This is a genomic window from Niastella sp. sgz303648, from assembly GCF_059587045.1.
In genome coordinates this window covers 223,532-245,525 of the sequence record NZ_JCAPSW010000010.1, presented here as the reverse complement: position 1 = coordinate 245,525, position 21,994 = coordinate 223,532, and the positions used below count along the sequence as shown (strand labels likewise).

The window sequence follows — 21,994 nt, the reverse complement described above, 5'->3', positions numbered from 1 at the left end:
GTGCATTCCATTTTCAAAATTGTACATAAGCAATTTGAAAATCAACATGCCGGAGCTTAAAAATCAAACGCCATCCGAAAAGAATGGCGTTTGCAGATAAAGCTTTTTTTAATCAGGATACAGACCTTAACCAGTTAAATGAAAATGGTCGTGTTGTAATACCTGTGCCAACAAATCATCGAGGGGTGGTGTGTTTCCAGGAAGGGCATAATATTTTTCCACGATATGAAGGGTTCAGGGGCTCGATTCATACAATTCTTATGTATAGAAACAGCAAAACGGGTATTGCTGACTAATTGTTGGACTTATTTTTTTTGAAATGATTCTTGCATGCTGCCAATTTATAGCATCAAAAACCATAAAAAGCGTCGTGTCGAAAGATGTTATTGATTTCTGTAATTAATTTTGTTCACTCTTTTTTAGCAGACTGCTTTCAACTTACTTCGCATCAGCGCCTGGAGATGGACCGGCCCCCCCGCTCACCCATTTTTGATAATGCCTTTTCAACGTAGCTAACATGGCCGAAGTCAACCAGACTTCATGATGGGTTGAAAAGTATTGGACGAAGGAACTGTATAAACCCGAGGGATCATAATTGTCTGAAAAGTTTTTACTGTCATTTATCAACGCCATCGAATAAGTAAAGTTTAAAAAATAAGCATTCACCGTTGCGGTTATTTCTTCCTTATGTGTGAGTAAAAGTTGATTGTTATTTACCGTAAACAGAATGGGATATGGTGTCGTCCGAAATCGCAGCGATTCCGATGCCACAAATAATTTAATCAGGCAAACTATTTCTATCCCTTCTCTTTCCTTGTCGAAAATTCCTTTTAAAAATGCGATCAAAAAAAGGGAAATTACAAATCTGTCCTCCGGCTCTAATTTTTCTACTTCTCCGAACGGCACTCCTTCATTATTGGTTTCGAGCCAAAACCAAATTTTAGCCGGTTCTTTGGCCAGTGTTGCAATGGGTTCATTGTACATGTAGGATAGCAATGTGTCCATTGTTGTCACGGGATCATGGCCGGATCTTTTTATTATGTAAACTGTCGGAAGAAAATACCGGTTCATGAAAATACAAAAGGAGTTACCGGGAAACCTATTCAGTAAGAAGGCAATATTCGCTTGAAAATCCATGCTGCTTTTTGTTTTAAAAACATGAGAACAATCCATTACATACGGAACTTTCTAAGAAGGCCTTAGTAGGGAATTTGCCCTAAAAACACTATTCTGGCCGATTTTACTATTCGGGCATCCCACTTTTTGCAGACTTATAATGAATGATTGATATTCGTCAATGGGGAGCAAAAGATTAGCTAAATCGGTGTTGCGACTTTTATTTTACTAATATGGGTTGGTGTTGGATTTGAATTGTTGAATCCGGCTTTGTACTGTGCGGGATTGGGTAATAAAAGTCCTTATTTTGAGAAAGGGAGAAAATTATTGCATCGTGTTTAATTTACAAATTTGCCTTTTCCAGGCATATTTTTTAATATTATTGCATACATATTAAACCTTCCCTTCTGGCCATTAAAAAACTTCAAACCCAATTGATGCTAAATTTGTTTAGCCATTTATTTGTATGACAGATTTCATGAAAGATGAGCAATATACCATGGAGAGATTCCAACAGGGGGATGCAGCCGCATTCAAAGCTATCTTTGATGAATTCTATAAGCAGATCTGTTATTTTACAGAAAGACTGACCAATGATGCGGAGGAGGGCCAAAATATTGCCATTACCACTTTTGAAAAACTATTCCGGCGGCATGAGCATTTTAATACACTCATCAACATCAAGGCTTTTTTGTATATCACAGCACGAAATAATTGCCTTAATTATCTAAAAGCTCGAAAGCGGCTGAAAAAAAGGGAAAGTGAATTTCGTTATCTTCAAAACGATCAATTTTTTGAGTTGGAGCAAATTGATGCAAACGTGGTGAAGGCTATTCATGCAGCGGTTGAATCGCTGCCTACCCAATGCCGTCGGGTAGTGGAGTTGCTTTATTTTGAGGAAATGAAATACCGTGAGATTGCCGACTATCTTGGCCTGGCGGAATCAACTGTCAGAGCTCAACAACAACGGGCCATAAAATTACTCAGAGAAAGATTAGGAAAGCCCCAATTTACAGTGCTTGCCTTGTTAGTGTATGCAGAATTAATACAATATATCCTCTCTCAGCCTGTCAGCGCAAAATAGTTAAAAAATAATTCCGCTTTTTTTAATCAGGATTATAAAAATGGTGTTTCTATAATATGGGAATGTTAGCTGTGAGTTATGCTATTTTTAATTATATGTGACCCATCAATAAAAATATGGAAAATCGGATTAATATATCTGACCTTATCCTTAAGAATCTCTATCGGACTATTTCCGAAGCAGAAAGACTGCTATTGGAACAATGGCTAAATGAATCGGATGCCCACCGCCAACGATTTAATGAATTAACAAATTCAGAAAAGCTGCAAAAAAAGGTGGTGAGCTGGCAACATGCCGGCGGAGATAAGGAACTGGCCTGGGAGAGATTGAAAACACAATTGGAAGCGCCGGAACATGTTATTGTACGACGCATACCTATGATTCGCAAATATTGGCAAGTCGCTGCCGCCGTGGTCGCTGTTGCCTTTGCCATTACGATTTATTTCATTCAATCCAAACCAAGAACAGTATCGAAACAACCTCGTACCGAGATGGCCGTCGTAAAGACAGATGTGGCACCGGGAGGGAATAAAGCGAGGCTGGAGCTTGCTGACGGCACTTCCATTACAATGGATAATGCATCTGATGGCCTGCTGACCAAGCAAGGAGCTGCGCAGGTGGTAAAAAAAGAAGGGGTTGTTTCTTATGTGGGGGGAATTCCACAGGCTGGAATAAAGGTGCTGTATAATAAATTAACAGTGCCAAGGGGCGGTCAATTCCAATTGGTATTACAAGACGGGACAAAAGTGTGGTTGAATGCAGAATCTTCGATCCGTTACCCGGCCGTATTTGAGGAAAAGGATCGAACAGTTGAAGTTACAGGAGAAGCTTATTTTGAAGTTGTTCATAATATCCAAAAGCCGTTTCATGTTAAGACAGGAGATTTGGAAATAAGTGTACTGGGAACCCACTTCAATGTTATGGCCTATGCAGAAGAAGATGAGATTAAAACTACATTATTAGAGGGCGCAGTACAGGTAAGCAAGAGTGGAACCGTTGCGTTTTTGAAACCGGGACAGCAGGCTGTCACAGTAGGAAGTAGGCAATTGGCAGTAAATAAGAGTGTAGATGTAGATGAAGTGATGGCGTGGAAAAATGGACGGTTCAATTTCTATAATGCGGAATTAGCAGTCGTGTTAAGACAAATTGCTCGTTGGTATGATGTAGACATAGTGTATGAAGGAAAGGTACCGCGGATACGTTTAAACGGTGAAGCACAGCGTAATTTGTCGCTATCTAATCTTTTGAAGATGTTAGAATTGAGTGATGTAAAGTTCAGGATTGAAGGAAAAAAACTGATTGTACCTGAGCAACAATGAAATTATGGATGTCAACGAAAGAAAGGAACGAATTGTCGTGTTAATAGTCCGGAAGGTATTTTATTCGCTTAAACCTGATGAAGAGAAAGAACTGGATGCACTGATAAACAGGTCGAATGAAGGCCGGGACTATTGGGAGGCGTTAATGGATATGGACAAGCTGATTGATTTTCTTGCTAAGCAAGGCAGTCAATATAGAAGTTGGCAGGAGATTGATTCGGCGAAAGTAAAGTTGATGTTGTATGAGTCGCTTAAAAAGCGTGAAGAAAAAAATTAAAGTAAGTTGTAATTAATAGATAAATCCCGGTATCCTTAAAAAATAAAGGTAAAAGAGGGCCTCGCCCTTCAGCAACAAGAAACTGTTAAAACGTAATGGATGATAGCAATACTTCAGGATATGATCCTGTGTATGCATTTTGGTATGAATAAATGCAACATTTCTACTTTTGAAAAGCAAGGTAAAGATTATGTTCTCTACAACTCACTATTCTTACCAATACTAGTATCCCGACTTCCATTTATTTTTTATCCACTTTCGGTGAAGGATATTGGCTATTTAAAAAAAAAGTTATTACCTTTTATTGGCAAAAAGGCATCTCAAACCTTTGCCTTATCCCATTTCTGCCCCCATTTCATTTATGTAAATTCAATTGACGGTTTGTTATTCTAACCAACAACGCCGTGTATCTATAAAGATAGCCATTGAAAATTTCCATCATCCTGTGGCTTAACCATTGATCTGAACATTTTTGAATTACCTATCCTAATAATTTAACACCTTATCTCCTTTTGCTTTCGCCATTGAAAGTAATGACCATTGAACACATCCACCAAAATTAACCGGCCACAGATAGGCCATGAAAAAGCCACACGGGTTGCCTCCCGTATGGCCTGTATCAAGGTTAATCAAAAACGTATGGTATTATTTAACCTTAACAATCACAAGGTATGGTATTTTTTTGTCATTTATGTCCGCCCAAAACGTGGATAATCAAAACACTGCGAGTTTTGAAAATTACTGCAATAATATTATTAACAGCCTGTCTCCATGTAAGTGCCCATGGGTTCGGCCAGGCTGTAACCCTTAATGAGAAGGACGCAAATCTTGCCAGCGTGTTTGACAAGATAAAAAAGCAAACAGGCTATTTTTTTTGGTACCGTAGCGATTTGATTGATAAATCAAGGCCGGTAACAGTACAAGTTAAGAATGTGCCTATACAGGAAGCGCTACAGGTAGTATTTAAAGATCAGCCCCTATCTTATACAGTGATGGGCAATGCAGTGTTAGTAAAGCCTAAAGTAGAAATGGTTGGTAGTAGTGGAATAGCTACTCCCCAACCTATAGATATAAAGGGAAAAGTTGTAAACGAAAATGGAGATCCGGTAGAGGGAGTCACTATCCAAGTTAAGGGATCGAATAAAACCACTTTGACCGATGCCAACGGCGAATTCACCATGGTAACGGTCGAACAGGATGCCATCTTAGTTTTCACTCATGTTAGCATGGAATCATTTGAGTTGAAAGTTAGTGGTAAGACAGAATTTGCCATAAGCCTTAAATCTAAAGTTAGTTCTTTGGATGAATTACAGATTACTGCATATGGTGCTACAACCAAAAGGTTAAATACTGGAAATGTTAGTACCGTTAAAGCATCTGAAATACAAAAACAACCTGTGAACAATCCATTATTAACTTTGCAAGGCCGGGTACCTGGTTTATTTATTACTCAAAACAGGGGATTTGCCGGCGGTGCTGTAACAATACGGGTACAGGGACAAAACAGTATGCGTAGTGGCAGCGAACCTTTATACGTAGTAGATGGGGTGCCTTACGTTTCCCAATTATTAACAACCGGGTTAAATAATTTTGTATTAGGTGCTAGTGAAAGTGTGAATACAGGCTCAAGAGCTGGCAATCCCCTTAATTATATCAATTCTTCAGATATAGAAAGCATAGAAGTTTTAAAGGATGCAGACGCAACTGCGATTTATGGCTCACGCGCAGCAAACGGAGCAATCTTAATTACAACAAAAAAGGGAAAGGCTGGACAAACGAAAGTTGATGTTAATTTTCAAAGTGGATGGGGAAAAGTCAGCAGAAAGGTGGATCTTTTAAATACCGAGCAATACCTGTCGATGAGGCGAGAAGCATTAAAAAACGACGGACAAACAGCCGATCCTTACCGGGACTATGATTTGACACTTTGGGGAGATAACAGGTATACTGACTGGCAAAAAAAGTTGATAGGAAATACTTCTAATTATACAGATGCCCAGGTAGCAGTTTCCGGGGGAAGCAAACAAACACAATATTTAATAGGAAGTGGTTTTCACAAAGAAACAACGGTTTTCCCTGGAGATTTCGATGATAAAAAAGGGTCTTTGCATTTTAATATAAATAGTATCTCAAATAATCAAAAATTCCGCATACAACTGTCTGGGAACTATTTAATCGATAACAATGCTCTTCCCGCTGACTATGATCTTACCTTTTATGCTTTAACTCTTGCCCCTAATGCGCCTGAATTATTTCTAAACGATGGATCATTAAATTGGGCACTTAATGATCTGGGTGTTCCTACCTGGAGTAACCCATTGTCCTATACAAAAATGCGGTATAACAACAAAACGCAGAATCTGATTGGTAATGTAAAATTAAGTTATCAACTTCTACCACAGTTGGAAATTAAAGCGGATTTGGGTTACACAAATTTATTATCGAATGAAATAGCCACCTATCCAATGGAATCTATACAGCCTGATTGGCGTTCTTTTTCGCAACGAGGCGCGCTATATGCCGACAATAAAATTCAGTCATGGATTTTGGAGCCGCAATTGATTTACAAGCAATCATTATGGAAGGGGAAGTTAGAGGCCTTACTTGGATTCACCGTTCAACAAAGTAAAAATGATGGTGAACAAATTTATGGTGCAGGCTATAACAGCGATTTAGTATTAGATGATATAAAATCTGCTGCAACCGTCACTGTGTACGCCACCGAACTTAGCAAGTATAAATATAATGCAGTATTTGGTCGTCTTAATTACAATATTCAGAATAAATACCTTTTGAATTTATCGGCCCGACGGGATGGGAGCAGCAGATTTGGACCAGGAAATCGGTTTCAGAATTTTGGCGCTATAGGTGCCGCCTGGGTTTTTTCGGAAGAAAATTTAATAAAAAACATAATACCGTTCTTAAGTTTTGGGAAACTTAAATTTAGTTACGGTATAACAGGCAATGATCAAATTGGTGATTATAAGTATTTAGATTTATATGGCCCTCCCGCAAGTGTGCAAGTACCTTACCAGGGTATTTCAAGTATTTCCATTACTGGTTTGCCTAACCCAAATATTCAGTGGGAAGAAACCAGAAAACTTAATGCAGGAATAGATTTCGGCTTTTTAAATGACAGAATTTTATTCTCCTTTAACTATGCAAAAAACAGGTCTTCGAATCAGCTAGTTTTATACAATTTGCCAATAAGCGCCGGAAGATCCAGTGTATTAAAAAATCTTGACGCTACTCTCCAAAATACGAATTTCGAATTTTCTTTAAACAGCGTTAACTTTAAATCGAAGGATTTTAGCTGGAGTAGCAGTATTAATTTAACTATTCCCAAAAACAAACTTGTAAGTTTTCCGGGGTTGGCCAATTCAACTTTAAGTACATCCTATGTCGTGGGTTACCCTGTTAATGTAATAAAAGCATACCAATATATTGCAGTCGATCCTACTACCGGTCTATACACATTTACTACCAGTAACGGATCTATCACATCGGAACCGAGTTTCACTACAGACCGTACTGTTTTAATTGATCCAAATCCTAAATATTACGGTGGTTTTCAAAATAGCTTTACCTATAAATCCTTTCAATTGGATTTCCTTTTCCAGTTTGTAAAACAAATAGGTAAAACATATGAATTTGGTGCTCCCAATCAACCGGGATTTTTTAATGCCAACCAACCCACTACAGTGTTGAACAGGTGGCAGAAGGAAGGAGATACGCCCCCATATAGCCGCTTTGTTTCTAATTATGATCATAGTACAACTTTTGCAGCCATAACTGAAAGTAATGCGGCCTATAAAAATGCGTCCTATGTTCGACTTAAAAATGTTTCACTGTCATGGCAAGCGAAACAAAACCTTATGAGTAAGCTTCACATGAAAAGCGGACGGTTATATGTGCAGGGACAAAATCTGTTAACAAAGACTAATTATATTGGACTCGATCCTGAAACGTTAAGCTCTTCTGTATTGCCACCCTTACGGGTAATTGTTTTAGGTGTTCAATTAGGTCTTTAATTGATACAATCAAAAAAAAGTAAAATGAAAATTAAATATATTTTTTATATACCGGCATTAGTGCTTTGCTTTTCACAGTGCAAAAAAATGGTAGAAGTCGATCCGCCTGCTACCAGTGTTACGGGGCCATTGGTTTTTGCAACAGATGCCACAGCTATTGCCGCACTTACCGGAATTTATGCTAGTATGTCTGCGGTTAGCCTGGTGGGAACATCTACATCTGGTGCGGGCGCCGGCTTGACAAGTTTATCACTATATCCGGGATTATCTTCAGACGAGCTTAGACTTTTAAATAGTCAAACCAATTCTACTTACCTCAGATATTACCGGAATGGTCTTTCCACTACTCCGGCTTTATCACTTGATTTTTGGAGCAAGCTATATCCAGTGGTTTATTCAGCGACTGCAGCCATTGAAGGATTAAATACCTCCACCACACTTTCAAGCACTGTTAAACAACAGCTTTTAGGTGAAGCAAAGTTTATGCGGGCATTCGCCTATTTTTATCTTGTTAACTTGTATGGTGATCTGCCTTTAGTGACCGGAATAGATTTTAATGAAAATGCGACACTCGCCAGATCAGGTAGGACCGATGTTTATCAATTAATCGTTAAAGATTTAAAAGAAGCAAAGGAACTGCTAAATTCACAATATTTGAATGGAAGCTTACAGGTATACAGTGGCACAGCAGAAAGATTACGCCCTACTAAATGGGCTGCCACAGCCCTCCTTTCAAGAGTATACCTATATTTAAATCAATGGGCAGATGCAGAGTTACAGGCTTCGGAAATCATCAGTGATATATCTGACTATTCATTGGTAAATCTTGCGGATGTTTTTTTAATGAATAACAAAGAAGCCATCTGGCAATTACAACCTGTGGCAACTGGGTGGAATACCTGGGAAGCAAGAATATTTAATTTACCTGCTTCAGGCCCTAGTAACAGTACCTACCCGGTTTATTTAAATACCCCCCTTTTAAACAGCTTTGAAACAGGAGACCAGCGGAAAACATCTTGGATCAAAAGTGTTGTTACAGGATCCGGAAATACCTATTATTATTCAAACAAGTATAAAAGCAATACTTTAAATGCCAGCATAACAGAGTATTCCACTGTATTAAGGTTAGCAGAGCAATTTTTGATACGGGCAGAAGCGCGGGCACAGCAGGATAATATTACAGGCGGCTTGTCGGATTTAAATGCAATAAGAAACCGGGCAGGTTTGACAGATACAATGATCACCAGCAAACCAATTTTAATTTCAGGTATTCTTCACGAAAAACAAGTTGAATTGTTTACCGAATGGGGCCATCGGTGGTTTGACTTAAAACGATCAGGAACAATTGATGCGGTAATGAGTATTGTAACCCCCTTGAAAGGAGGTACATGGGAAGCATCAGATGCTTTATACCCTATTTCCAATACAGAACTACTGCGGAATAAAGCGCTGACCCAAAATGCAGGGTATTAATATTAATGATTGGAGGTTTCAAATTACCTAGGCGGGTTAGTAAATTTAAACAGGACATGAAGAAGCTATTTATTTTTTTCCTTTATACACCGTTATTGTTAAATGCACAAAATGTTTCATCCATATCGGTTAACAAGGGTATTGAGTTTGAACAATATGCAGATTGGCAAAAAGTAAAGATACGTGCACAGGAGGAAAACAAGTTGATATTTGTTGACTGTATGACCACCTGGTGTTTGCCTTGTAAAAAAATGGATAAGGAAGTTTTTAGTAAAGAAAGGATCTCAGCTTTCATCAATCAGCATTTCATTTCCGTCAGAGTTCAAATGGACACATCCAAAAACGATGACCCGCAAGTCCAAAGCCTTTATAAGGAAGCAAAGGCACTGAGAGAAAGGTATAATGTTAGTGTATTTCCTACTTATCTTTTCTTTGACGCTAATGGAGAGATTGTGCATCGCGATTTTGGATTTAGAAGAGAGAGGGAATTTATGACTGTCATTGAGAAGGCCATTGATCCAACAAAGCAGTATTATACTCTTTTGTCTAAGTACCGTGGAGGTAATTTGGAATACGCCTACTATCCATACCTGGCTAATGGGTCAAGGTCATTAAAAGAAACTGACCTTGCTTCTACTATCGGACGCCAATACATTGATGATTATTTAATGAAGTTGCCGAAGGAAAAGTTATTTACAGAAACCAACATAGATTTTATTGGGGCCTATATAACTACTAAAGATAAAGAAGCATTCAGTATGTTTTTCAAAGATGGCGTGAGGATAGATAGTGTTATGAAAGTGCGGGAAGTAAAAAGTTATTCGCGGGAAATAATTAATTGGGTAGTATCAAATGAGCACATATACCCATTTCTTTGGAAAGATAATGATAAAAGAGCACCACTTGTTCAAAGACCTGATTGGAAAAAATTGGCCATCGTCATTCGAAAGAAATACGGTAATGAAATTGCTGATAGAACGATATTGAACGCCAAAATTCATTGGTATGAATCTAAAAAACAATGGCCGGAATTAATTCAATGCGAGACGCAGAAATTAGAAAAATACGGTTTGGATACCGTGGGCGCCATGGCCAAACTTTCATTGAACAATACGCTTTGGTACCACTTTTTCCTGCACACAAACGATAAATCTATACTTTTAAAGGCTGTTAATTGGATGGAGGTTTTAGTTAAGGCGCCCTATCTGCAAACCGATCCACTTTATTCAGGTTGGGTTGACACTTATGCCAATTTATTATACAAGGCAGGAAGGGTAGATGAAGCTCTTCAATGGGAAAAAAAGGCAGTGGCATTAGCATCATCAGATAAAGACATTCAGTTATCGTATCAGAAAATGTTGGCGGGAGAACCGACCTGGTTAATTAAAGATCAAGAGTAAAATATTATATGAAATGGATTGGATAAAGGTAGATACAAAACCAGAAATTCTCAGCAAACTGGATAAGCACGATTATATGTATTTTGAGGACACTGAAGATATGCATGTAAAACCGACTTTATACAATTTATTCTTTGTGAGGGAAAATAGCGGTATGGATCTGACATTGGTAGCCATGTCAGATGGAGTGACCACCATAAGAACACATGAGAGCTTTTTAAACGGTTACTGGCTCGCCTTTAAGTTACCTGAGAATGTTAAACAGGCAATCAGCTGATGTAAATATCCTTTGCCTGCCGATGAAATGCCGTCTCCATTGCCGTTTTAGGCTGACAAAGGTGAAAATATTAAATATGTCAGATAGTAAAACCTTGAAATATTATTTATATACTTTTAAGGTTATCTGTATTTCACGTGAAGGTTTAAAATTATAGAATGAGTTCAAACAAAGGTCTTCATGAAAACTGTAATCCTATTTTTTTTATTGGCTATCATTTCTGCAGACATAGTAGGGCAAAAACCGATCCTCGATACTTCAACCTTTGATTTATGGCCTGGTTTGGAAGGGGGATTAATCAGTAATGACGGGATTTTTTTTGGATATACTATTATGAATCGACCTGTTGGTGGAAAAACTTTAGTCATTACTAAAACAACGGGCAGTTGGCGGCAGGAAATTACCAATGGTTTCAATTTAAATTTTACTGATGACAACAAAATAGCCACGTTTTTGATTCAAAATGATAGTTTAGGGTCAACAATACTTGGCAGTTCTTCTATTAGGTACTTTTCTAATGTTCAATCGTATAAAATTTTTGAAACAGGTGGCAATAATTGGATAATCTATAAGCAAAAAGGGAAGGATGAAATTATACTACATAATTTATCTGATGGCACACAAAAGAGCTTTAAGGCTTTAGATTATTCAATACATCCAAAATCAGGAAATCTTGTCTTAAAATGTAAGACTTCAACAGATGCTGCAGAGGAATTAAAGTTGATAAACCTCTTTCAGTATCAAGCTTATTCTTTTTGGGAAGGACCCCATGCCTGGAATTTTGTGTGGGATGATTCCGGAAGGCAATTGGCTTTTTTAACAGATGAACCGGCCACGTTGCCGGTAAAAAGGACAATTTGGACTTATAGAGTCGATTGTTCAAAACCTACTATTTTAAAAGAGGTCGATAGTTTGTCATTTGGTGCGAACCTTAGTTTTAACAGAATTTCGCGTTTTAGCAAGGATGGAGAACGTTTATATCTAACGGCAAAAATTAGAGAACTGCCTCGGCAAAGTGTTAGCACCAGTGCAAAAGTTGATGTTTGGAGTTATGCAGATGCAAAATTACAATCACAGCAATTACAGGAAGGACGTTTTTCTTTTCGTAATTACGAGGCGATAATTTCTGTAAAATCAGGATTACTTATTTTTCGCGAGGATGTGAAGGATATACCTTTTTCAGATTCGCAAAATGAAAGTTTTGGAGTATATATAACACGGAATGGTGATGAAAGTGAAAATAACTGGAATATAGAGGCGAAAGGCCATTTTTTTGTGATAAATAAACGAAGCGGGATAAAAAGGCCTCTGGAGAACATACCGGAAACAAATGTGATGAATCTTTCACCCCTTGGCAGATACTTGGTGTATTATGATAGCAACAAAGGAAATTACTACAGCTTAGATATTGTAAGTGGGAAAGTGATCAATTTAACATCTGCTATTTCTACGACATGGACACTGAATGACGACAGACCTGAAACAAGGACGCGGGCAGTGGGTGTAGCCGGTTGGCTTCCTGAAGATAGCGCTGTATTACTTTATGACCGATATGACATATGGAAAATTTCCCTCCACAATCCTGCATCAGTTCTAAATTTAACCGGCGGCAAGGGACGAAAAAATAATATTGTATTCAGGATGTTGGAAAGAAATAAGGTTTATCTGCCTGGTGAAAAAGTGATAGTAAGCGCTTTTAATAAAAGTAATAAGGATAATGGCTTTTATGCGATCGAGCCCAATAAGGCCAATTCCACGGAGGTGCTTTTTATGGGGCCATATTATTTTTATGCACCCGAATCGTCCACCCTGGTTATCGATGATTCACATAACTTTTTACCGGTTAAGGCACGGGATGCAAACAGTTTTGTAATCAGAAGGATGCGTGAAGATGAAGCACCGAATTATTTTTATACTGCTGATTTCAAAAGTTTTGCCCCTTTAAGTGATATGCGGCCAGAAAAAGAATATAACTGGTTCAGCGCTGAATTAATAAAATGGAATACGTTAGACGGTTCTCCTACCCAGGGAATTTTATATAAACCAGAAAACTTTGATCCGAAAAGGAAATACCCTGTTATATTTTATTATTATGAAAGGCTTTCAGATGGTCTCCATGTTTTTTATCCCCCACAGCCTGCAGACGGGGGATTAAATATACCTTGGTTTGTAAGCAGAGGATATTTAGTATGCACACCTGATATTTTTTACAAGATTGGATATCCTGGTAAAAGTGCTTTTAACTCAGTTGTATCAGGTGCTAAATATATTTCAAAATTTTCTTTTGTCAACTCCTCAAAAATAGGTCTGCAGGGCCATAGTTTTGGTGGCTTCGAAACAAACTATATTATTACCCACACCTCGATTTTTGCTTGTTCAATGTCGTCGTCTGGTGTTTCCGACGCGATAAGTGCCTATACAAGCCTTTGGGGAGGTGGCAGCAGCAGAATGGAGACATACGAGTTACGACAACACCGTCTGGGTACAACACTATGGAATAATCGAAATCTTTATATCGAAAATTCGCCCATTCTTTTCGCTGACAAAGTACAAACTCCGTTATTATTGATGCATAATGCGAAGGATGCTAATGTTCCTTTTTCTCAAAGTGTTGAGTTTTTCACAGCTCTTCGAAGATTAGGAAAAAAAGTTTGGCTTTTGCAATATGATAATGGCAGTCACGGGTTAGACCTTTATGATAAAACATCTGTTATGGACTTTACCATCCGGTTGACACAATTTTTCGATCATTATCTAAAAGGCGCTCTTGCTCCAAAATGGATGACCGGAGGAATTGATGCATCTAAGAAAGGAATTGAAAACGGATTTGAACCGGATAATGATCTAAAAACACCCGGCAAGGGTTTGTTATTGCAAGAGAGCAAAGAATGATATGAATTAAACAGTTTGATAATCCTGCTATGAAAGGGATGCCATAAAAAAGATTCAGTTGACGGAAGTAAAAACCTCTTTGTTTTTATAAAAGATGCAAGATTTGTTTACATATGCATAGGCACAAAATGGCTATCTTTTGAATAGCCATTTTGTTGTTGCTGTAGTAGCAGCAAAGAGAGATTAATTAATCATTTTGTCTGAGGTGCAATGATTGACATGCGCCGGCAGAACCTAATTTTCCAGTCGTAATAGTGGAAACGCTATTGTCAATAACATATTTAACATTAGAGTTAACATCGCAAGTGCCTGCTGTTTCCCCTTCGGTAAACAGAACTTGTCCTTGCATAGTTTTGAAAGCTAATGCACTTCCTACAATGGCGAGAACCGCGAATGCTGCAAATACTTTTTTCATAAAAAAAGGTGCTTTTTAAAAATCAAAAAGCTAAACTTTGTTTTTTAAAATAATGCCTACTCTGTTATCGTGGTTTTCGGCTTCTCCACTTTAGTTCCTGCACACTTCTGTTTTAAAAGGTGCCGGAACAATAACTGAACAATCTATTGCGGGCCCGGCATTTATGATGGTTCAGTGATAAATGTGGTTTGATTGATCAGGACAAACCTATATATGCATAAAAAGCATTTAATTCTCAGCTATATCTTTGATTTGACTACTGGTCAAATTACCTAAATATGCGTGTTTCAATAACCTGTCTTTTCCATAAATCGCAATAAAGGGCACTTTTGAGGTTTTAAAATACCGGCTTATGTAATAAGCCGTATCTCTTCCAAAGGTTATATTATCGTGCTGCGCTAAACTCTGCTCTTTGAAAAATAGCTCCAATTCATTTAAAGGTTCCGGGGATGCAATGAGGAAATGAATATCTCGTAACATGTTCATATTCTCCAGTATATTTTTAAGCAGGGCACGACAGTAAGGGCAATGAGCACTAAGATAGAATACTACAACCGGTTCTCCTGTTGGCGCCGAAGTGCTATTCATAAGGCGGCCACTGTCCGTCAATAACAAATTGAATGAAGGGAGTGGTTGGCCTTCCAGCCCGGTCTTAAGGGGTTTGCGGTCATAACATCCACACAAACCCATCAGTAATAGTACTGAAAACACTCTCATATTAATCAACTTTAAATCAGTGAAAATTATGCTTGTTATCAACCCGGCTATTCACTCTTACCTGATCCTTTTTGTATGCGGATAGCCGCCAGCAACAGGAATATAAAGATGCCGTTCAATATAAGGTGTTGCTTCCAGGAAAGTAGCTGAATTACGCCACCACAACTGCAGGGCAATTTATCATCGGAGGCAAGTATAATAATAATATAACCTGTGAACATTGCCATCAGGACAAGAGCTGCATAGAGTCCGAGTAACCTGGATCGAGAGAAAAACAACGCAATGGATACTATAATTTCAGTGATGGGTAATCCCCATGCTATCACTAGTGAATAGGACTTAAGAACAGGTGATAAAGATAGTTGCTCTTTAAAGATAGGGAGATCTATGAGTTTGTTTATACCAGTATAAAGAAACAAAATTACCGTTGAAAGCGTAATTATTTCAACTATGGTGGTCTTTTTCAATAAAGAATATGGAATGAGCTTTAATAAAATATTTTGCCTGGGCATACTTTCAGATAAGGTTGTTCTTTTCATAATAACAAGGATTTAAAACCCGGGAGCATGCTACGTGTATGTTCCCGGTACTAATAAATATAAATATGAAATATTTTTGAGGGCATGGAAAAGTTGGTTAAAAAGCTTACTGTAAACTGCCTCCGCTTGGAAAAGTAAGGCAGACAGCAAGCCACTGTTAAAAACCTTCTATAATAGATCAAGAAAGGCCATTTATAAACTCAATTCTTTTCTTTCAGTGTTGCTACTATGAGCTTCTCCTGGAAAGGAGAGGCCGGCGTAGCTAAACCTTGTCCATTAGCGAAGCGCTAACAGAAAAAAGTTAGTATGACGTTGTCAAACTTTATAATTTGTCCCACTTGCCAAGTTTTATCCTAATAATCCGGGAACCGGCGTGCACGATTATCCGACACTGCTGGCCAACCACCCGAGCGAGAATGTGGCCTTATCAACACGGGTTGCGACCCTCACTATTCAATAAATTTGTCCCGTACTATTATACCTGTTACCGGTTCCGGATTATAAAGTTGTGCCTGTTGGGTTGGGAATAGAGAACTATCTTGTATTTACAGGGTAAGATTGTGCGTTTCGTTGTTTGTATATGCAAGATATAACAGTAAAGTTTTCCAATTGGCAGCAATTGTTTTCCATTTGGCAGTATTATTTATCGTATTTGCACAGATTTCGAAAGTACATTGCCGTACTTGTTAGAGTTTCCCATATATGTGCAACCGAAGTAAACCTGAATGCCCCGTCCTGATATTCAAAAATGAAACAGATAATTGTATCACTACTTCATTGGTTATCCGTGTAATTAATTACAAGCATGGCCAAGAATGAAGTTAATGTGTTCTATAACGTCAGGAAACACCCTTGTCATTTACATTAAGATTTCTCCATTTTAATGGAGACAGCCCGTGCTTTTTTTTGAACGCCTTAGTGAAACTGCTTTTTCTCTTGTAACCTGTGAGCAGAGCAATCAGTTTAATGTCCTTGTCCTTTTCGAGCAAGAGGGATTTTGCTTTTTCCATATTTAGCTGTAACCGGTATTCGTAAACGCCTTGGCCAAAAAGCTGTTTGAATCCATATTTTAGTTTTGTTCTATCAATGCATGCGTCAGCGGCCAGGCTGGCAATTGTGAAATGTTTAGCAGAATCATTAGTGATAAGTTGGTGAATCTCAAGCAGGCTGTTTCGATCTGCTTCCCTTAGCGGTATCAACTTTGCCATAGAAATAAGGTTTAATTATGAAATAAAGTTACCTATTACAGGAGGTATAGTTCCGCAATATTAGTTTTCACAGAGTAGCTACCAGTAAGTTTTATTGGGGAGAGTTGCTTAGATGTAACGAAATTCTGAAATAAAAACAAAGTTTCAAAAAAAAATCGGATTAGAATAAAGGTGGTGGATAGGTGATTTCATGTATTGCTTAATACAAAGTATCTGATAGCATAACACATAAACAAAGTTATTATTTATAACATTAAGAAATATCCCAACTTAAATAACGGTATTTTCGGGGCCACGGAGCTATCTTTTTTTGGAAAACAGGAGTTGATGAGTTTACCAGCTATAAAGGGCAAGGATAAACAAAATGGGTTTAGCAATTATAGCTTTCAAAATATCTTCACCAGTTTGAACAGTTAATAATCATCCATCCTTTTTGGGGATCAATTGTGCATTGTGTTTATTGAAAATTTCTTTTATGGTAGCGTAATAAATTTTATAGGAATATAGCTTATCCATTTGCATGGCCAGTAATCTAAGTGACCATTTTTTATATCCGGAAGGCGGCTTGCTAAAGAAAAGGGTAATCAAACTGGCTTCTACAGACATTTCAGAAAGCTGTTTTAATAAAGGAATTGGATATTTTAGGTCGAAATAGGCTTTGTGAGTGGCCTGTAAACTGCTGTAATTTTTTCCAAAATCGATGAGTTTTTCCGGTAGTACCCCAGAGGTCAAGTGTCGAAACATTTCATTGCATAGTATTTCGGCGTTTATGATTCTTTTTTCAAGATCACCAATCGAGTTAATTATTTGAAGTGGCGCTTTAAACGGAACCAATAAGGCATTTCTTGAGTAAGTAAAATATATATATAGGATGTTCCTGCCTTTTTTGTTGTCATACTCCGTTCGGACCTCTGGTTTGGTAAATTGGATGTTTTCATTTTCCGTATAATAAATCTTGCCATCACTTTTGCACCGCCGGCGCTGTCTTAGTTTTCTTTCTGTTTGATTTTTTACCGGTGATGGAAGGTTCCCTATTTGTGAAGTTGCTTGAGGAACTTTGAGACGTAACGTTTTTTTTATTATTGTTGGTTCTGGCACTGAACTCTGCTTCCTGTCGTTATGTGAGATCATGGGAAGATCGGCCAGGAAACTGATTATGTGCAAAACATCCTCTTTCCCAATACCCAGGTCATTTAATTGACTTACCGGCAGAGAGTATAGCTTGCCAAGACGATAGGTTTTTGACTTGACATTTGATGGGAATTCAACTTCTCTTAAAAATGGGTTGTAATAAAAGAGTTTACGGCGGTAAGTAATCTCGTATTCGTGTTCATTGTTTTTTACAGCGGCCTGAAATGTTATTGTTTTCCGGATCATTGAGAAGAATGGGTGTAATACTGGTTTTCAAGATTGGAGGACATTAGTTTAAAGTTGAATTGATACTCTAGCCGGGAGTGATTAAGCGTAAATTTTATTTAAGCGTATAATGCGCATAGTTTCTAAGACCTTTTTTCAACAATGTTAATTCAAGTTTTTTGGCCTTTGGCCCAATTTCTTTATTTCGATATTGCAGGAAGTAGTTAAATAAATGTTTTTGAAGTTCAGTAAGATCATTATGCAAATTGTTTTCTGCATTATAACGAATTTCACAAAGGCTTATCTCGTTCAGATTCAATTTTTTTGCTACCTCCTGAAAAGTGAAAGGCGAATGAAAGAAGAAGATAATCATTTGTTGCTCTAACGGTAAACCTTCAATCATTTCATTCAAAGAGATATAGGCTTCAAGAATTTTTTCACAAAATTCTTTATTACTCTTATTCATTGTTTCAATCACATATTTCAATTGGTTTATAAATTCCAGCCTGATTTGCCTGAAGTCGGTCAACTCCGAACAGTTTTTTTCTAACCTGTTTTCAATCTCCACAAAAAACGCATCCACTTTTTTTTGTAATTCCTCAGAGGGGTAGGTGCTGACGACCTGATAAAACAAATGCACAATGAATTTTACCGGTATTTTATATAGTTGGATAATTTCTGCTCTTGCTTCTGGCGATCCGGCTTTATAGTTAAGCAATAATTTTTTCTGGTATTGATTTATGTCGTTCATTTAATTAAAAAATTTTGAAAAGATTATTTTGTTGTTGCTGTTAAGACTAAAAAGGAACAATCTTAAAATTTTGTAATGGACGCACCTATTACTAAAATTGATTTTTAGGTACTTTGCAAAACCTTCTTTGCATATTGATCCAATTCTATTAAAAAAGGATCTAACTGCAAGAGTTTCTCTTCTGCTATTTCGACAATTACTCTGTGCTTCAGGAATAAATTGAAAGCGTTTTTAAGGCTCTTTGAGGAGATGTTGTTTCTCAGTTTATGTGTTGCCTTAATCTCCGTACCCACAAATTGTGGATCATCCATAGCCAGTTTTTTTGCAGCTTCTCTAACTGAAAAGGTTGACAGTCTGAAGCGAACACAGACCCGTTCTTCCGACGGCAACAATTCAATTATGGAATATATTGAATTGAATGATTCGATTAAATGCCTGGCTACATTTAGAATACCTTCTTTCGAAACTGTGTTTAGAAAGAAATTTAAATTATAAGAGTATTGGCAGCGGATTTCAGAAAGATTTTGGTAAGAATCAAAATAAATTTTTAGCCGATTCTCTATTTCACTAAAAAAAGACAGACTTATTTCGTTCCACTCGGCCTCCGATTTAGATTTGTCTCTGTGACGGATATAAGAAACAATCAAATCAGCTGGGACTTTGAACAACCTACAAATTTCCTGGTGTGCTTCATCCGATCCTTTTTGATATTCCTCCATTAAATTCTTTTCGTAAGGGTGTATGTTGTTCATGATTAGTGGCCTTTTAAAATATTGCTTACTGAGAATATTGTTTCCATTGCACAACCATAGTTTTTTTTAGTAAGGTTGTTAAAAATTCATATGATTTTCTTCATGCAGCTTAATAATTATGCCAATTAAAATAAGAATAATTAAAATGTAAATAGAACATTTTACTACGATCTGTAATATTATAATTGCTTTATACCCAAATACAATCAGGTTAATGATTTTAAGTCCATATTGGGTTAAACCATGTAAATAACACCTGCCTCAGAATGAAAAGACTAAGATGTTCTGGTGTATTCACAAACTTTTCCGGAAAATTATTTTTCATAGAATCCCAGATTCGAAGCAAATCTGCATCTTCGGAGGGCCGTTCTCTTTTTCGCTTAATTCCACTCGCCGGTTGTATTTTTTAAAGTATCTCGAATATCTCTTGTTTGCTGGTCTTTGCTTTTCCTGGGAATCTCAATAGTGCCATTAAGTATAGGTTTCAGGTGTAATACTATGTTCTTAATTGTAATACCTGTTAGTTTCAGGATATGGTTGAATATATCTTCATAGCTTAAGTACCTGTTATCATGCTGCCAAATACATGTGATCGCTGGAATTTATCTGATTAATTTTAAACACCAGAGGATGGATATTAATTTTTAATGCCTGTAAGAATGGATACTAATCCAGCTTTATTACCTGATGCCATATTTTTAATACCTGATGCCATAACGCCAATAAAGCGATTAGATAAGTATTTTAAATACCTGTTGTCTTATCATATTTTAATGCCTGATTAGCTCCTTTTTTAATAATTATTACATCCATTTGATACTGGTAACGCCTGAATTTTTAATACCTATAGGTTTTATCTGATGGCGGAATTTACCTGCAATAATCAGTGTTTTTTAATACCTGTTTGAAATCCATAATTAATCGTTTTCCATTTTGATACCTGAAAAGACTCAAAACCTTTTAATGCCTGATGAGCTTCCTTTTTAATAGCGTAGCATGCGTTTTAAGCCCGTTGCCCCTCCCAGGTGCTGAAATAGTTTTAATGCCTGTTAGTTGATATTCTACATGCCATTTTTATTTTCTTAAATACCGATTAAAATTTAAATGCCTGTAAAACCATTTTTTTTAATTTCTTTCGGAAAATCTGTCAATAAGGTGTTGATCCCATTTTTAATGCCTATACTTACAGGACGACCAACTACCTGTTGGCTCTATTATCTGATAAGGAGAGAGGACGGAATCTTTTAATGCCTGTTTGCTTCCCAATAATCCTTTCCTACTCTGTAAACGTAAACACAACGCCGTTATATTAACATGTTTTAAATTTAAACACTTTATCGAGCGTTGGCTTTAAACTTTACGACCCTTTATGTTTTTTTAAATTCCTGTTTTGCCTTATCCAGCGAATAGACTAAATTTTGAATACCTGTTTTCTTTTGCCGGATACCTGACTAAAGTATCGGGTCAGCTCCCAAAGCCAATCTTGTATATCACTTTTAATACCTGAATGCATGTACTGCTGTAAACAAATGTTGATGAGAAGTTGCGATGGCGCCCAATTTTAATGCCTGATTAGTTCATTTTAATAATTATTACATCCATTTGATACTGGTAACGTCAGAATTTTTAATGCCTGGTAGATTCAAAAATATTCACTGTTCCCAACGCAGTTCACATGTCTATTTTCAATACCTGATTAGCTTCCTGAAATCATTCCAACATTCAATATTCTTTAAATGCCTGTAATAAGCGAACAATTTTGCCGTCTTCCTGTATTAGTTTTAATACAGACTAAAATTTAATAGCATAACTACAATGCCTTTTTAATACCTACGGATTCTTATATTTTTCGGTAAGACGCCGTCCTCTTTTTAATATGTGGTGAGTTCATCCGATCTTTTTAGCTTTCGTTAGCTACATAACAAAAAGCGTTCGTATTAATACGTGCTCCTTATTGAACATATTATCGGCCTAATCGGTCTTTAAATGCCTAATAATTTCAGATAATCCTTCACAATTTTCCATTTAAATTTCAATGCCTAATGATTTTGAGATAATCGTTGACAAATTCCCACTGCAATTTTAATACCTGATGTTTCCCTAATTACTTACCTAAAAAAGACTTTAACCTACAATTATTTTAACTGCCTATTGGCTTTTTTAAAAGAATGGTGGAAATAATTTCGGTCATTCGATCATGTAGTATTTATCCATTTTTTTAATACCTAATTGATAGAAATGTAGCAGTAACAAAAGTCATTTTAAATATCTGAGTTTTCTTCTTTTACTGTTCATCCTGCACGCCACCTTTTTTAATAGCTATTGCTTTTAAAACCTTCCAATGACCCCCTGAGGATTTTTAATACCTGGTGGATGTTTTCAATTTA

General features: G+C 37.1%; 16 protein-coding genes. 8 read left to right on the top strand and 8 right to left on the bottom strand.

From position 1 onward, the window contains the following. Positions 1-438: 438 nt before the first annotated feature. On the bottom strand, positions 439-1,005 hold the full coding sequence (locus AC59IL_RS26850; protein ID WP_496555309.1) for a hypothetical protein: 567 nt from the start codon (positions 1,003-1,005) through the stop codon (positions 439-441). A gap of 577 nt (positions 1,006-1,582) precedes the next feature. Here AC59IL_RS26850 and AC59IL_RS26845 point away from each other — a divergent pair. The 8 genes from AC59IL_RS26845 (at position 1,583) to AC59IL_RS26810 (ending at position 13,869) form a co-directional block, all read left to right on the top strand. Next, the gene (locus AC59IL_RS26845; RefSeq protein ID WP_496555308.1) at positions 1,583-2,200 is read left to right on the top strand and encodes an RNA polymerase sigma factor; all 618 of its coding nucleotides are present in this window, start codon (positions 1,583-1,585) and stop codon (positions 2,198-2,200) included. A gap of 116 nt (positions 2,201-2,316) precedes the next feature. Next, complete coding sequence (locus AC59IL_RS26840; protein WP_496555307.1) at positions 2,317-3,519, top strand: FecR family protein; 1,203 nt, start codon at positions 2,317-2,319, stop codon at positions 3,517-3,519. Between the two features lie 4 nt (positions 3,520-3,523). Then, on the top strand, positions 3,524-3,796 hold the full coding sequence (locus tag AC59IL_RS26835; protein ID WP_496555306.1) for a hypothetical protein: 273 nt from the start codon (positions 3,524-3,526) through the stop codon (positions 3,794-3,796). A gap of 731 nt (positions 3,797-4,527) precedes the next feature. Next, positions 4,528-7,827, top strand: coding sequence for a SusC/RagA family TonB-linked outer membrane protein (locus AC59IL_RS26830; RefSeq protein ID WP_496555305.1), 3,300 nt, complete (start codon positions 4,528-4,530; stop codon positions 7,825-7,827). A gap of 24 nt (positions 7,828-7,851) precedes the next feature. After that, entirely contained in the window at positions 7,852-9,300 is a 1,449-nt protein-coding gene (locus AC59IL_RS26825) for a RagB/SusD family nutrient uptake outer membrane protein (RefSeq protein WP_496555304.1), read from the top strand. A 56-nt stretch (positions 9,301-9,356) separates the two neighbouring features. Continuing rightward, positions 9,357-10,700 (top strand): thioredoxin family protein, encoded by a 1,344-nt coding sequence (locus AC59IL_RS26820; protein WP_496555303.1) that lies wholly within the window; start codon positions 9,357-9,359, stop codon positions 10,698-10,700. Positions 10,701-10,713: 13 nt separating this feature from the next. After that, the gene (locus tag AC59IL_RS26815; protein ID WP_496555302.1) at positions 10,714-10,977 is read left to right on the top strand and encodes a hypothetical protein; all 264 of its coding nucleotides are present in this window, start codon (positions 10,714-10,716) and stop codon (positions 10,975-10,977) included. Positions 10,978-11,157: 180 nt separating this feature from the next. After that, positions 11,158-13,869: an alpha/beta hydrolase family protein gene (locus AC59IL_RS26810; RefSeq protein WP_496555301.1), complete on the top strand. Its 2,712-nt coding sequence runs from the start codon at positions 11,158-11,160 to the stop codon at positions 13,867-13,869. 187 nt (positions 13,870-14,056) lie between these two features. Here AC59IL_RS26810 and AC59IL_RS26805 read toward each other — a convergent pair whose 3' ends face one another. The 7 genes from AC59IL_RS26805 to AC59IL_RS26775 all read right to left on the bottom strand — a co-directional run bounded on the left by AC59IL_RS26805 (position 14,057) and on the right by AC59IL_RS26775 (position 19,607). Further along, complete coding sequence (locus AC59IL_RS26805) at positions 14,057-14,284, bottom strand: hypothetical protein (RefSeq protein WP_496555300.1); 228 nt, start codon at positions 14,282-14,284, stop codon at positions 14,057-14,059. 228 nt (positions 14,285-14,512) lie between these two features. Next, positions 14,513-15,001 (bottom strand): TlpA family protein disulfide reductase, encoded by a 489-nt coding sequence (locus AC59IL_RS26800; RefSeq protein ID WP_496555299.1) that lies wholly within the window; start codon positions 14,999-15,001, stop codon positions 14,513-14,515. Positions 15,002-15,048: 47 nt separating this feature from the next. Then, the gene (locus tag AC59IL_RS26795) at positions 15,049-15,540 is read right to left on the bottom strand and encodes a MauE/DoxX family redox-associated membrane protein (protein ID WP_496555298.1); all 492 of its coding nucleotides are present in this window, start codon (positions 15,538-15,540) and stop codon (positions 15,049-15,051) included. Positions 15,541-16,379: 839 nt separating this feature from the next. Beyond that, positions 16,380-16,748 carry a helix-turn-helix domain-containing protein gene (locus AC59IL_RS26790; protein WP_496555297.1) on the bottom strand — a complete coding sequence of 123 codons (369 nt, stop codon included), beginning with the start codon at positions 16,746-16,748 and terminating at the stop codon, positions 16,380-16,382. A 420-nt stretch (positions 16,749-17,168) separates the two neighbouring features. Next, complete coding sequence (locus AC59IL_RS26785; RefSeq protein ID WP_496555296.1) at positions 17,169-18,125, bottom strand: hypothetical protein; 957 nt, start codon at positions 18,123-18,125, stop codon at positions 17,169-17,171. A gap of 94 nt (positions 18,126-18,219) precedes the next feature. Then, complete coding sequence (locus tag AC59IL_RS26780; protein WP_496555295.1) at positions 18,220-18,822, bottom strand: hypothetical protein; 603 nt, start codon at positions 18,820-18,822, stop codon at positions 18,220-18,222. A 137-nt stretch (positions 18,823-18,959) separates the two neighbouring features. Then, positions 18,960-19,607 (bottom strand): hypothetical protein, encoded by a 648-nt coding sequence (locus tag AC59IL_RS26775; RefSeq protein WP_496555294.1) that lies wholly within the window; start codon positions 19,605-19,607, stop codon positions 18,960-18,962. Positions 19,608-21,994 lie beyond the last annotated feature (2,387 nt).

What these genes read in the sequence shown, in the direction of transcription:
- AC59IL_RS26785 (WP_496555296.1), bottom strand. Translation starts at nt 18,125, where the DNA reads ATGATCCGGAAAACAATAACATTTCAGGCCGCTGTAAAAAACAATGAA.
- AC59IL_RS26850 (WP_496555309.1), bottom strand. Translation starts at nt 1,005, where the DNA reads ATGGACACATTGCTATCCTACATGTACAATGAACCCATTGCAACACTG.
- AC59IL_RS26795 (WP_496555298.1), bottom strand. Translation starts at nt 15,540, where the DNA reads ATGAAAAGAACAACCTTATCTGAAAGTATGCCCAGGCAAAATATTTTA.
- AC59IL_RS26840 (WP_496555307.1), top strand. Translation starts at nt 2,317, where the DNA reads ATGGAAAATCGGATTAATATATCTGACCTTATCCTTAAGAATCTCTAT.
- AC59IL_RS26805 (WP_496555300.1), bottom strand. Translation starts at nt 14,284, where the DNA reads ATGAAAAAAGTATTTGCAGCATTCGCGGTTCTCGCCATTGTAGGAAGT.
- AC59IL_RS26810 (WP_496555301.1), top strand. Translation starts at nt 11,158, where the DNA reads ATGAAAACTGTAATCCTATTTTTTTTATTGGCTATCATTTCTGCAGAC.
- AC59IL_RS26800 (WP_496555299.1), bottom strand. Translation starts at nt 15,001, where the DNA reads ATGAGAGTGTTTTCAGTACTATTACTGATGGGTTTGTGTGGATGTTAT.
- AC59IL_RS26775 (WP_496555294.1), bottom strand. Translation starts at nt 19,607, where the DNA reads ATGAACAACATACACCCTTACGAAAAGAATTTAATGGAGGAATATCAA.
- AC59IL_RS26835 (WP_496555306.1), top strand. Translation starts at nt 3,524, where the DNA reads ATGGATGTCAACGAAAGAAAGGAACGAATTGTCGTGTTAATAGTCCGG.
- AC59IL_RS26790 (WP_496555297.1), bottom strand. Translation starts at nt 16,748, where the DNA reads ATGGCAAAGTTGATACCGCTAAGGGAAGCAGATCGAAACAGCCTGCTT.
- AC59IL_RS26825 (WP_496555304.1), top strand. Translation starts at nt 7,852, where the DNA reads ATGAAAATTAAATATATTTTTTATATACCGGCATTAGTGCTTTGCTTT.
- AC59IL_RS26820 (WP_496555303.1), top strand. Translation starts at nt 9,357, where the DNA reads ATGAAGAAGCTATTTATTTTTTTCCTTTATACACCGTTATTGTTAAAT.
- AC59IL_RS26815 (WP_496555302.1), top strand. Translation starts at nt 10,714, where the DNA reads ATGGATTGGATAAAGGTAGATACAAAACCAGAAATTCTCAGCAAACTG.
- AC59IL_RS26845 (WP_496555308.1), top strand. Translation starts at nt 1,583, where the DNA reads ATGACAGATTTCATGAAAGATGAGCAATATACCATGGAGAGATTCCAA.